The organism is Sphingopyxis sp. NFH-91, assembly GCF_021401285.1.
Lineage (GTDB): Bacteria > Pseudomonadota > Alphaproteobacteria > Sphingomonadales > Sphingomonadaceae > Sphingopyxis > Sphingopyxis terrae_A.
Window position 1 is genome coordinate 32,923 of record NZ_JACBGA010000006.1, and the last position, 12,227, is coordinate 45,149.

The 12,227-nt window shown below is 60.8% G+C and carries 10 protein-coding genes; 5 read left to right on the plus strand and 5 right to left on the minus strand.

What is annotated here, in order from left to right; all coding sequences use genetic code 11:
- Positions 1-63: 63 nt before the first annotated feature.
- The 5 genes from hslU to wecB are packed head-to-tail and all read right to left on the minus strand — an operon-like array spanning position 64 to position 5,196.
- The gene (hslU, locus tag L0963_RS13640; RefSeq protein WP_058812083.1) at positions 64-1,365 is read right to left on the minus strand and encodes an ATP-dependent protease ATPase subunit HslU; all 1,302 of its coding nucleotides are present in this window, start codon (positions 1,363-1,365) and stop codon (positions 64-66) included.
- Between the two features lie 4 nt (positions 1,366-1,369).
- Entirely contained in the window at positions 1,370-1,936 is a 567-nt protein-coding gene (gene hslV / locus L0963_RS13645; RefSeq protein WP_234180046.1) for an ATP-dependent protease subunit HslV, read from the minus strand.
- 49 nt (positions 1,937-1,985) lie between these two features.
- A complete protein-coding gene (locus L0963_RS13650; protein WP_234180048.1) occupies positions 1,986-2,792 on the minus strand; it encodes a class I mannose-6-phosphate isomerase in 807 nt (268 codons plus the stop codon).
- Positions 2,793-2,840: 48 nt separating this feature from the next.
- Complete coding sequence (gene wecC, locus L0963_RS13655) at positions 2,841-4,136, minus strand: UDP-N-acetyl-D-mannosamine dehydrogenase (RefSeq protein ID WP_234180050.1); 1,296 nt, start codon at positions 4,134-4,136, stop codon at positions 2,841-2,843.
- Positions 4,126-5,196, minus strand: coding sequence for a non-hydrolyzing UDP-N-acetylglucosamine 2-epimerase (gene wecB / locus L0963_RS13660; protein WP_326490190.1), 1,071 nt, complete (start codon positions 5,194-5,196; stop codon positions 4,126-4,128). The genes wecC and wecB overlap by 11 nt, the downstream gene beginning before the upstream one ends.
- A 225-nt stretch (positions 5,197-5,421) precedes the next feature.
- Here wecB and L0963_RS13665 point away from each other — a divergent pair, with 225 nt between their 5' ends.
- The 5 genes from L0963_RS13665 (at position 5,422) to L0963_RS13685 (ending at position 12,183) form a co-directional block, all read left to right on the plus strand.
- Complete coding sequence (locus L0963_RS13665; protein WP_326490191.1) at positions 5,422-6,282, plus strand: metallophosphoesterase family protein; 861 nt, start codon at positions 5,422-5,424, stop codon at positions 6,280-6,282.
- Between the two features lie 107 nt (positions 6,283-6,389).
- On the plus strand, positions 6,390-7,850 hold the full coding sequence (locus L0963_RS13670) for an O-antigen ligase family protein (RefSeq protein WP_234180053.1): 1,461 nt from the start codon (positions 6,390-6,392) through the stop codon (positions 7,848-7,850).
- A gap of 79 nt (positions 7,851-7,929) precedes the next feature.
- On the plus strand, positions 7,930-8,661 hold the full coding sequence (locus L0963_RS13675) for a polysaccharide biosynthesis/export family protein (protein ID WP_156001137.1): 732 nt from the start codon (positions 7,930-7,932) through the stop codon (positions 8,659-8,661).
- 33 nt (positions 8,662-8,694) lie between these two features.
- On the plus strand, positions 8,695-10,917 hold the full coding sequence (locus L0963_RS13680) for a GumC family protein (RefSeq protein WP_234180055.1): 2,223 nt from the start codon (positions 8,695-8,697) through the stop codon (positions 10,915-10,917).
- A gap of 18 nt (positions 10,918-10,935) precedes the next feature.
- Positions 10,936-12,183: a hypothetical protein gene (locus L0963_RS13685; RefSeq protein ID WP_234180057.1), complete on the plus strand. Its 1,248-nt coding sequence runs from the start codon at positions 10,936-10,938 to the stop codon at positions 12,181-12,183.
- The last annotated feature ends 44 nt before the right edge of the window (positions 12,184-12,227 follow it).

Consider the following 12,227-nt stretch of genomic DNA (forward strand, 5'->3'; position numbering starts at 1 on the left):
GCTTTTTTCCGCGCAATTACGAGGGGCGGCTCCTGCCGCCATCCGACGGTGGGCAGCTAGTCGTCAAAGCACATATTTGCTGAGATCGGTATCGCCAACGACATCGGCGAGTTGCTTGTCGACATAGGCGGCGTCGATTTCGAGCGTGGTGTCGGGCATGTCTTCGGCAGTGAAGCTCACTTCTTCGACAAGCCGTTCCATGATCGTCTGGAGTCGGCGGGCGCCGATATTTTCAACCTTTTCGTTCACCTCGGCCGCGAGCCGGGCGACGCGTGCGATTGCATCGGCGGTGAAGCTCAGCGTGACCCCTTCGGTTCCGAGAAGCGCGGCATATTGCTCAGGCAGACCCGCTTTGGTTTCGCTGAGGATGCGAACGAAATCTTCCTCGCTGAGCGCGCCCAATTCGACGCGGATCGGCAGACGGCCCTGCAATTCGGGGAGAAGGTCGCTGGGCTTGGCGACGTGGAACGCGCCGCTGGCGATAAAGAGGATATGATCGGTCTTCATCGGACCATATTTGGTCGCAACGGTCGTGCCCTCGATAAGCGGCAACAGGTCGCGCTGGACGCCCTCGCGGCTGATCGAGCCACCGCGCACGTCGCTGACCGCGATCTTGTCGATCTCGTCGAGGAACACGATCCCATTGGCCTCGGCATCGGCGAGCGCGACGCGCGCGACATCGTCCTGATCGAGCCGCTTGTCCTGCTCTTCCTCGATCAGCCGGGTTGCGGCGTCGATGACCTTCATCTTGCGGCGCTTCTTGGGCAGGCCGCCCATCGCTTTGCCGAGCATGTCGGACAGATTGATCATGCTCATCTGGCCGGGCTGGCCGGGCAGATCGAAGGGCATGCCCGGCGCGTCGGAGACCTCGATCTCGACTTCGCTGTCGTCGAGATGACCTTCGCGGATGCGCTGGCGGAAGCTCTGGCGCGTGGCTTCGCTGGCGCCTTTGCCGGTCAGCGCGTCGAGGAGGCGCTCCATCGCGGCTTCCTCGGCGGCCGCGCGCACCGCGCCGCGGCGGCGATCTTTCTCGAGCCGCACTGCTTCTTCGACCAGGTCGCGCGCGATCTGCTCGACGTCGCGGCCGACATAACCGACTTCGGTGAATTTGGTCGCCTCAACCTTGATGAAGGGAGCATCGGCGAGCTTGGCCAGGCGGCGCGAAATCTCGGTCTTGCCGCACCCCGTCGGGCCGATCATCAGGATATTCTTGGGACTGACCTCATCGCGCAGATCGGGGGCGAGCTGCTGGCGGCGCCAGCGATTGCGCAGCGCGACGGCGACCGCGCGCTTGGCATCCTTCTGGCCGATGATGTGCGTGTCGAGCGCGGCGACGATCGCCTTCGGAGTCAAATCCTTGTTCATGATATTATGCCTGAATTTCGATGGTTTCGAGCGTGGTCTGGTCGTTGGTGTAAACGCAGATCTCGGCGGCGACCTGCATCGCCTTTTTTACCAGCACCTCGGGGTCATTTTCATAATCGGCGAGTGCGCGCGCGGCCGACAGCGCGAAATTGCCGCCCGAGCCGATCGCAGCGGTGCCGCCGAGCGGTTCGAGGACGTCGCCGTTGCCAGTTATGACGAGCGTCACTTCCTTGTCGGCGACGATCATCATCGCTTCCAGATTGCGCAGATATTTGTCGGTGCGCCAGTCCTTGGCGAGCTCGACAGCGGCGCGCAGCAACTGACCATTGTGGCGCTCGAGCTTGGCCTCGAGCCGTTCGAACAGGGTGAAGGCATCGGCGGTCGCACCCGCGAAGCCGCCGATCACACTGCCGTCGTGAAGGCGGCGGACCTTGCGGGCATTGGGCTTCATCACCGTCTGGCCCATCGACACCTGACCGTCGCCGATTACGACAACCTTTTCTGCATTGCGGGCGGAGAGGATGGTGGTTCCGTGCCAGGGCGCGTCACGGTGCGTGATCGATTGGGTCATGCGGCGCGATATGGGTAAAGCGGCGCCGGGCCGCAAGGGGAGGGGGCGATCAGGCGGCCCAGCAGAGCAGCGCGCGGGCGCCGGGCGCCATTTCGAGCGAAGATAAGTCTTCGAGCAGGCCGACTTCCCCGAACGGCAGCGGTTCGTCGCCTATCCGGCAGCCGTCCGCCAGCGGCACGAGCGTCAGGCTTTGCCCGGTCGGTCCCACAAAGTCGCGATCGAAAGGCTCCGCCAGATGCAGGAGATGGAAGTGGGGGCCATCGACAAGGCGCTTGTTCGCCGCCGGGTCGATCGCGCAGTGCGGCGCGCCGTGCGATGGCGCAGCGTCGACAACCGCAAGCCCGTCATCGAGGTGCAGTTCGCGCGGCCGGCCGTAATCGAAGAGGCGGTAGGTGCAGTCGGCATTCTGCTGCACCTCCACCAAGGTCAGCCCGCCGCCGATCGCATGGATCGTGCCCGCCGCATTATAGAAGAATTCGCTCGCCTGCGCCGGCCGCCAATCGATCATGTCGACGATCGATCCATCCTGCGCCGCGGCGCGAAGTGCGGCCACGTCGGCGGGGGCTTTCAGGCCGAGGCCAAGTTCGGCGTCCGGCTCGGCGCCCAGGATCAGCCAGCATTCGTCCTTGCCGCGCGCATAACCGGCGGCGCGCGCGCGGACATCGTCGGGGTGAACCTGAATCGACAGCCGCTCGGAGGTGAACAGGAATTTGATCATCAACGGCGCCGCATCGCCGTCGGGATGCGCGAACCATATCTCGCCGATGCGCCGTTCGCCGAAGTCGCCGAATGCCGCGGGTATGTCGGTCCGTCCCCACGGCTTTTCTACGATATGCGGGGGAAGGCGGGTCAACATGACGATGTCATGTGTCGCGTGCGCGAGGACGTCAAGCGACCGCGCGCATCAAGCGGCGCGATTGAGCCGGTTAGGGGTGCTCCCGCCCGGCTGGTCGAGCCAGAGACCGCGCGTGTCATAGACAATCTTGTCCGACCGTTCTTCGAGCGGGATCGATTTGAACAGGTCGTGATCGACGAGCACGATCAGCAGGTCGCACTTCGCGAGTGCGGTATCGAGGTCGATGAGTTCGGATCCGGTACCGGCGAATTCGGCCGGCAGGCCGCGCGCATAGGGCTCGACGATGTCGACCTGCTTGCCGAAGCGGCGAGCGAGGGCTGCCGCCACCTCGACCGCGGGACTTTCGCGGAAATCATCGATGTTCGGTTTGAAGGCGAGGCCGAGGCAAGCGACGCGCGCCTGAGGGTGCTGCGACACCAGCATTTCGGCGGCACCGATGACATGCGCGGTCTTCGCTAGATTGACCTCGCGCGCGGTGCGGATCAGGCGGCTGTGATTGGGCGCGCCGTGGACGAGGAACCAGGGATCGACCGCGATACAATGGCCGCCGACGCCGGGGCCAGGCTGGAGGATGTTGACGCGCGGGTGGCGGTTGGCGAGGCGGATCACCTCCCAGACATCGACACCCATTTCCTCGGCCATCATCGACAGTTCGTTGGCGAAGGCGATGTTGACGTCGCGGTAGCTGTTTTCCACGAGCTTGACCATTTCGGCGGCGCGCGCCGAGGTCGTGATGCAGGCACCCCGCACGAACTGGCGGTAGAAGGTCATCGCACGGCGCGCGCATCGCGGCGTGATACCGCCGATGCAGCGGTCGTTGTCGACCAGCTCGACCAGAATCCGGCCGGGCAGGACGCGTTCCGGACAATAAGCGATGAAGATGTCGGCGGCACCGGCGCACGCGCCGGGCACCTTCAGGTCGGGGCGCAATTCGGCGATCAGCGCGGCAACCTTTTCGGTCGTGCCGACGGGCGATGTCGATTCGAGGATGACAAGATTGCCGGCTTGCAGTTTGGGCGCGATCGCGCGAGCTGCTGCCAGCACATAGCTGATGTCGGGGCGATGATCGGCGTCGTGCGGCGTCGGCACGGCGATCACGAAGCTGTCGCCGGGAGCGACTTCGGTCGAAGCGATGAGTGCACCGCGTGCAACGACGCCCTGGACGAGACCATCGAGATCGACTTCCTCGATATGCACCTTGCCGCTGTTGACCGTTTCAACGACCTTTTCGCTGACATCGACGCCGGTGACCTGGCAGCCCGATCGCGCGATCAGCGCCGCGGTCGGCAGCCCGATATAGCCGAGGCCGAGGACGGTAACTTGCTGGTCGGTATCAATGGGCACGCGCGACAATCTCCGCAATTCGCTGGGCAGCGAGGCCGTCGCCGAACGGATTGTGCGCTCGGGCCATCGCCGAATAGGCTTCGCTATCGTCCAAAAGGCTGAAAATTTCGGTAACGATACGGTCCTTGTCGGTGCCGACGAGCTTTGCCGTGCCTGCCGTAATGCCTTCGGGTCGCTCGGTCGTCTCGCGCATGACGAGCACTGGTTTGCCGAGAGAAGGCGCTTCCTCTTGCACGCCGCCGCTGTCGGTCAGCACGAAATCGGCTTCGGCGAGCAGGCGCACGAAATGCGGATAATCGAGCGGGTCGATCAGCGCGACGTTGGAAAGCGCGGCGAGCAGCGGCTCCATCGCGCTGCGGACCTGCGGGTTCGGGTGGACGGGAAAGATCACCGCGACGTCGGGGCGCGCGGCGATGGCTGCGATCGCCTCGGCGATCGCGCGCATCCCCTCGCCGAAATTCTCGCGCCGATGCGAGGTGACGGCGATGATCCGCTTCCTCGCATATCGTTTTACCAGCGGATCGAGGCCAGCTGCGAGCGACGGGTCTTCGTTGATGCGCGCGTTCGTTGCGAGCAGGGCATCGATGACGGTGTTGCCGGTGATGTGAATCCGCTCGTCCGGCACATTCTCCGAACGCAGCGCAGCGGCGGCGGTCTCGGTCGGGGCGAAATGCAGGTCGGCGACCGAGCCTGTGACCTTGCGATTTACCTCCTCGGGCCAGGGATGATAGATATCTCCGCTGCGCAGCCCCGCCTCGACATGGCCGACAGGTATCTTGCGGAAATAGGCGGCGAGCGTTGCTGCCATTGTTGTCAATGTATCGCCATGAACGAGAATGCGGTCCGGCCTTTCTGTGTCGAAAGTCTCGCCGAGTCCGGTGACCAGTCTCGCGAGAAGGGCATCGAGCGACTGGCTCGGGGTCATGATGTCGAGATCGACGTCGGGAATGATTCGGGCTATTGCAAGAACCTGGTCGAGCATCTCGCGGTGCTGGGCGGTCACGCAGACACGAACGTCGATGCCGTTGGTGCGCTGAAGCGCGTGAATCACGGGAAACATCTTGATAGCTTCGGGTCGTGTGCCGAACACGACAACGATTTTTCGCGCCGCTGAATGCTGTGATGAACGCAATTCCGGACTCATAAGGCAAAGGCTTTCTCGGCGATTCCTTCGCCCGCCTTAGCGCAAAGCTCTTGCCGCTGGCTTAACTTGCCACTATTCGCCCGGCCGTTCGCGGAATTCTGGTTCGAAACGATCGGATACGCCTCCCGTGGGCCGTAACACATGCCATCGCGGGGGGCGGCAGGTGATGCATTTGTCTGTAATTTCAGAGTTCTACTCGTAAAGCCCCATATGTCCTTACTTGGTTTTCTGAAGCGCCGGCGAGGCGAAGAGCGCGGTTCGCGCGCGGCGGAGCCGCGTGTGCCCGCTGGCGAGCGAGTTTATGCGATCGGGGACATTCATGGTCGTGACGATCTGTTCGAGCAATTGTTGGCGAAGATCGAGGCCGACAACGCCGGCCGAGGCCAGGCGAAAACGACGCTAATCCTGCTCGGCGACCTCGTCGATCGCGGACCCGATTCTGCATCTGTCATCGAGCGCGCGATCCGCCTCGGGGCTCCGTTCGACAAGGTGACTCTTCTCATCGGAAATCATGAGGAATGTTTTCTGTCCGCGCTTTCGGGCGACTTGCGGCGCGTGCGCTATTTTATCCGGATCGGCGGCGATGCGACCATAAGAAGCTATTGGTGCGACGATGCCGCCTATGCCGCAGCGGACTTTGAAGAGGTTGCCGAGCGCCTGCCGCATCTGGTTCCCCAATCGCACATCGATTTTCTGGGGCGCGGCGAAGATATGGTTCAGATCGGAGATTATGTGTTCGTCCATGCCGGCGTCCGGCCTGGCATCCCGCTCGATCGGCAGCAATTGTCGGATTTGCGTTGGATTCGTGACGAGTTTATCGATGGCGAGCATGATCATGGCGCAACCGTAGTTTACGGCCATACGATTTCGGATGGCGTCGATGAGGCGCGTGGACGCATCGGCATCGACACCGGCGCATATCTAACGGGCCGCTTGACAGCCGTTGGACTGGAGGGAAGCGAACGCTGGTTTCTCGACACCGCGGATATTGAACGCGAATAGTCTTTTGCCTGCTTTATTATGAAGCGATAGACTCTGAACCGGCTGGATCGCTCTTCCGGTTGCGCTAAGAACATTGGGACAGGATTTTAATGAGGCCGACCAAGTCGATGAAGCCGGTATCGGGCAATTTGCTGCGGAACCAATTGTCTCCAGCAGCGAGTGCTGTCATTCTCGCCCTATTCGTCTTTGCCGTCGCGCTGACCGGGGGGGGGTCGCGCAGCGATATTGCCTCGCTGCCTCTGCTGCGCGGGCTCGCCACGTTGACACTTTTCGCTATGCTTGCGTTCGTGCCGACCTATGCATGGAGGGGTATTCGTGTCCCGCTGATCCTACTCGGCCTGCTGGCGATGTGGATGCTCGTCCAGTTGATTCCGCTGTCTCCCAACATCTGGAGCGTGCTTCCGCTCCGCGATCGCATCTTTGCGATCGATGAGCTGCTCGGCACGGCAGAACGGTGGCGACCGATCAGTCTGACCCCGACCCAGACGGTGAATAGCTTGCTTGCGCTCATCGTTCCTGCGGCGGGTCTGCTCGTGGCTGCTGCGGTTCCCAACGACGAGCGGATACGCTTGTGGTGGGCGATTTGGTCCTTCGGCGTGGCGTCGGCGCTTTTCTGCCTGTTTCAGTTCGTCGCAGGGCCCCGAAGCCTGTTTTATCTCTTTCGTATTACCAACGAGGGCTCGCTCGTTGGCCTGTTCGCCAACCGCAACCACAATGCGCTGCTGCTGTCGCTGTCGATCCTCTCGGCCGGCTGGCTCGCCGCAAACGAGATCGCGAGCCGCACGAAGCGGCCACTGATCCTGCCTATGCTGGCCGGCAGCGTGGTCTTTTTCCTGTTGCTGATTCTGATCATCGGGTCGCGCTTCGGCTTGGTTTTCGGGTCTGCAAGCCTCCTTTTCTCGTATCTGCTCGTTAGGTGGAGCTATCGTTTCGAGCCCAAACCGCTAAATCAGGCGCGGGATCGCGCGCATCGCCGCACGTCGGCTGCTGCGCAAACAGCGAGGCCCTCGCGACGCATTCTTCTGAGCCTGTTTCCTTTCCTCCTTATCGCGGGGCTGGTTGCGGTCTTTTACTTCTCTGGGCGTGACAATACGGTCGGGCGCCTCGTGGATGGGGACGGTGCGGAAGAAATCCGAATCGCCGCGCTCGGGACTGTTGCTTCGCTCGCGAAGGGGCAGTGGCTGCTCGGTTCCGGTTTCGGGTCGTTCGCGAGCGTGTACCAGATAGTTGAACCCGACGCGCTTCTGCGGCAAGATTATTTCAATCAGGCTCACAACGATTGGCTGCAGTTGCCGATCGAGGGCGGATTGCCCGCTGTACTGATCTTTCTCGCCGGAGCGCTGTGGATCGTCGCAGGTCTGGTCGGTGCGTTGCGGCAACGCTCGCGACCGCTCGGGGTTGAATTTATCGAGCCGCTCGTTCTTGCCGGCGCCTTCTCACTGATCGCACTGAATTCCATCGTGGATTATCCCTTGCGAACTCAATCGCTTGCAATGGTCGGGGCGTTTTTGCTTGTCATTCTCGCTCGCCTTCATCCCATGAGCGGAGGTCAGGCCCGGCAGGGCTAAAGAAGCTTTCGCAACCTCGATTTTCTTCCTATGGCCGCTCAGTCCCCCCCCCCAATATTCTTGCTTGGAACTTTCTAATATGACCGGCCTGCGTTCCCTTGTTGTTTTTGTCTGCCTTGGCCTTGCAGCCTGCGGCGGGAGGGCTCCCGTGGCGAATGTCCCGACCAGCGGCGTCACCGTGCTTGAAGCTCTGCCAGAGCCGACCGGTGTCGATGTCCAGCAGGCGTCGCGCCAGACATTCGTCGGTCCTTTTAGCGAGCTCACAGTCGAAGTGTATGGGGTTCCCGATCTCACGCGCGAAGTGCTGACTGACGGCAACGGCCGCTTTTCCTATCCTTTCGCGGGGATAATTGACGGCGCAGGCAAGACGACGGCCGAGCTCGCCACCGAAATTGAAAGCCGGCTCGCTGGACGCTACGTCCGCAATCCACAGGTCACTGTTAATCTAAAAGCGTCGAGCAACCCGGCCTTGTTAATGTCGCAGGCGGTGACCATCGACGGCGAAGTGACCAAGCCCGGCCAATACCCCCTCGTTGGCAAGCAGACCCTCATGCGCGCGATCTCGCTTGCGGGCGGGATAACTGAGTTTGCAAAGCTCGATGATGTGCTTGTCTTCCGCAAGGTCCAGGGCAAGCAATATGTAGGAATCTATAATCTGAAGGCGATCCGCCGTGGTAACTATTCCGATCCCGAGATTTTTCCGAACGATGTGGTGGTAGTGGGCGATTCTCCGCAGCGCCGCCTGTTCGAGGACGTCATCAAGGCGGCGACTTTGCTCAGTACGCCGCTCGTCGTGATTAGCAATCTCTGAGGCGATCTCGGAGCACCCGCAATTTCTGAACGGATGAAGCTGAATATGGATAGCGTGAAAGACCGTCGACCGGTCGCGAATGCGGTGACCCTGGATGTCGATGCGGACGCACCGGCGTATCGAAGCGGCTTTTTTGACATGCATACGCTTGAGCGGGCCTTTGTAGCGGTCCTCAATTACAAGGTCTGGGTCGCGGCCGTGATTCTGTCCTGCCTTTCGCTCGGCCTGATTGCGACTTTCCTCATGACCCCGCTCTACACGAGCACATCGCGGATCGAGATTTCGCCGCAGGCGCCTGTGGAAACCGATGTCGAGGGCGCGCGCGAAAAGACAATTGCCAACGAAATCGCTTTTTTCAACACGCAGTACAGCTTGCTGGAATCGCGCTCGCTCGCTGCTCGAACTGTTCGAGCCGGAAATTTGTTGAATGACAAGGAATTCCTCGCGGTTTATGATTTGACCGAAGGAGATGAGGGCCGCGCACCTAACAGCGCGCAACGCACACAAATGGCCGAGCGCGCCGAGAAGATTCTGCTTGAAGCCGTGAGCATTTCACCCGTGCGCCAGTCGAGCCTTGTGGACATCAGCATCTCGACGCCCTCTCCAGGGCTCTCCGCGAAGCTTACCAACCTATGGGTGCAACAGTTTGTTGCTTCGAACCTCGACCGGCGTTTCGCCGCGACGAGTGACGCGCGCAAATTCCTCGAGCAACGCATCTCCTCGCTCCGCCGCAATCTTGAGGATTCTGAGCGCGAATTAATCACTTATGCTACGAATAGCGGCATCATTACGATTGAGGGGCGTGTAGATCCGGTTAGCGGCCGTACGGTTTCAGAGCGAACGCTTGCATCGGCCGATGTCGAAAAGATTAGCGAAGCGCTGGCCAAGGCGCGTGACGAGCGCATTCAAGCGGAAAGCCAACTCAACAACTCGACATCGTCAGCGGATAGCTGGAGCAACAATGCGGTCAGTGGGCTCCGGCAGAAGCGCGCCGAGCTGTCTGCCGACATCGCGCGACTTAGTGCCATTTTTGGCGACGATTATCCAGAGCTCGTATCGAAGCGGGAGCAGCTCGCGACCTTGACCCGCAATGTCGAAATGGAAACGAGCCGAGCAAAAAACATCAATCGTGAAACCTATTCTGCAGCGGTGAAGCGGGAAAATGATCTTATCGACGAACTCGACAAGATTACCGGAAAGTACCGCGATCAGCAGCGGAAATCGATTGAATATGCTATCCTCCAGCGCGAGGTCGACACGAACCGCCAGCTCTATGACGGCTTGCTTCAGCGCTACAAAGAAATCGGCGCGGCGGGCGTCGGTACTAACAATATCGCAGTTGTCGATACAGGCATTCCCGCTCGCAAACCGTCGAGCCCCAATCTATTCCTGAACCTTGCGCTTTCGCTGCTGGCAGGGATTGGTTTAGCTGCCGCACTCGTTTTCCTACTCGAGCAACTCGACCAGTCGATCCGCGATCCGAGCGAGGTTGTCGACCGATTCGGCCTGCCGCTGCTCGGATCGATTCCAAAGGTGGACGCGGACGCTTTCGAGAAATTACTCCTCGACAAGAAATCAATGATCTACGAAGCTTATCTCGCGGCGCAGACCAACCTAACCTTCCTGACGAACCATGGTGCCCCGCGCAGCTTTATGCTCACCTCTACGCGACCGGCGGAAGGCAAGAGCAGCTCCGCGATTAGCTTGGCGAGCGTATTCAGCCAGACGGAAAAGAAGATAATTCTCATCGACGCCGACATTCGCAGTCCTTCGCTGAACGAGTTACTAAAGATTGACAACAAGATTGGCCTCAGCAACTATCTGACTGGTTTCGACGATATTGAAAAGTTGGTCGAGAAGGCGCCAAAGTTCGGATTCGACTATATGCTCGCTGGCCCGATGCCGCCGAATGCCGCCGAACTTTTCAGCTCATCGCGTCTTGGTCAGCTGATTGAGGTCCTGCTGCGCGACTATGACCATGTAATCCTCGACGCGCCGCCCGTGCTCGGCCTTGCCGACGCGCCGCTCCTCGCGAGAGCTGTTGAAGGCGTTATGTTCACTGTGGACGCGTCGAGCAACAGCTCGCGGGCGATCAAGTCGGCGCTTGCTCGCCTGCGTCAAACTGGCGCGCAGATCTATGGCGCGCTCGTCACCAAGGTGGGTCGCCGCAACGAGATCTACGGATATGGCTACGGCTACGGTTACGGCTACGGCTATGGTTACGGTGCTGAACAGAAAAGCGGCGGCGAAAGCTGAGCGGTTTGGTCAAAGAAGATGCGACTGTCAGGCAAATCCTATCTGCTCCTTGGCATCGGCCTCGTCACAGGCGTGGCCGCCGCCCTACAGAGCTTTGCTATCGTCAATCAGAGGCGGGCGCCGGCGCGCTCCTTGGCGCTGGGCATGCCTTTCGACGGCGCTGCCCGTGCGTCGCTTGCAAGCCTGCTGCAGGCTGTGCGTATCGCGAAGAATCCTAACTCAAAGCCCTCGAGGCGTGAAGTCGAGCTGGCCAGTCAGGCTTTCGCTTCTGAGCCTCTCGCAAAAGGATCCTTGCCGATTCTTGTCCAATCGGAGGTGAGGCAGGGCAAAACAGGGCAGGCCGAACTGTTGCTCGGCTCCGCCGGCAGACTGACGCGGCGCGACAATCTGGTCAACGCGATGCTGATCGACGATGCCATGAAGCGCAACGAGCCGAAACGAGCCATTCTGCTGCTGGGACGGGCGATGGCGGTCAGCTACAAGGTTCGAGATCTTTACGTTGGACGCATGGCGGCGGCGACGGTGAACCCCGGCGCGCTTAGCGCGCTGCCGCCGCTGCTTGGTCGTAGACCCGAATGGGGACGGGAATATTGGACGACCGTTGCGGGCAACAGCGCGCTCGTTCTCAACGGCGCGAGGGTTCGTCAGAAGATTGCGGGCTCGCCTTGGAACCTTAACACACCGGAAGAGAGCGATTTTCTCCTGATACGCGAGCTGGCCAATCTTGATCCCGGCGCCGCGTTGAAGCTCTCGCAGGCGCTGGGTCTCAAGCGGGGATCGACCAGCGAAATCCTTGCAAATTCGGATTTCAGGCATGAGCCGCGCTTCGTCCCTCTAGATTGGGAGTTGCTACAATCGGGCGACATCGGTGCCGATATCGAACCGGAGGCGGGACGGCTCGTGCTGTCAAGCCTTCCGGGCTCTTCGGGTATCGCTGCGCGCCAGCTCGTTCAAATTGGTGCTCCCGGTCGCTATCGCCTGCGATGGAAGGTGTCGGGGCTGCCAGCAAATACTGATGCATCTCTGAAATTCCGACTTGCTTGCGCCGAACGGTCGAAGACTGCTGCGTCGATTGCTCCAGCTTCGCTTGGACGAGCAACGGGGAACGCGACGTTAGACGTTCGCGTTACCAGCTGTGGCTGGTATTGGGCGACGCTTGAATTCGACACGTCTACGAGCACGGAGGGTGTCGACGTGGAGGTCCACCAGTTGAGTCTACGTCGTGTGGGCGCCGCACCGACTGCAGCGGACTCTCTACGATCCTAGTTCTGATTTTTTTGCTGTGGAGAAACGCGTGGGCCGCAAAATTT

Coding starts and splice junctions, on each gene's coding strand:
- hslU (WP_058812083.1), bottom strand. CDS start 1,365: ATGAACAAGGATTTGACTCCGAAGGCGATCGTCGCCGCGCTCGACACG.
- hslV (WP_234180046.1), bottom strand. CDS start 1,936: ATGACCCAATCGATCACGCACCGTGACGCGCCCTGGCACGGAACCACC.
- L0963_RS13650 (WP_234180048.1), bottom strand. CDS start 2,792: ATGTTGACCCGCCTTCCCCCGCATATCGTAGAAAAGCCGTGGGGACGG.
- wecB (WP_326490190.1), bottom strand. CDS start 5,196: ATGTTTCCCGTGATTCACGCGCTTCAGCGCACCAACGGCATCGACGTT.
- L0963_RS13665 (WP_326490191.1), top strand. CDS start 5,422: ATGCCATCGCGGGGGGCGGCAGGTGATGCATTTGTCTGTAATTTCAGA.
- L0963_RS13670 (WP_234180053.1), top strand. CDS start 6,390: ATGAAGCCGGTATCGGGCAATTTGCTGCGGAACCAATTGTCTCCAGCA.
- L0963_RS13675 (WP_156001137.1), top strand. CDS start 7,930: ATGACCGGCCTGCGTTCCCTTGTTGTTTTTGTCTGCCTTGGCCTTGCA.
- L0963_RS13680 (WP_234180055.1), top strand. CDS start 8,695: ATGAAGCTGAATATGGATAGCGTGAAAGACCGTCGACCGGTCGCGAAT.
- L0963_RS13685 (WP_234180057.1), top strand. CDS start 10,936: ATGCGACTGTCAGGCAAATCCTATCTGCTCCTTGGCATCGGCCTCGTC.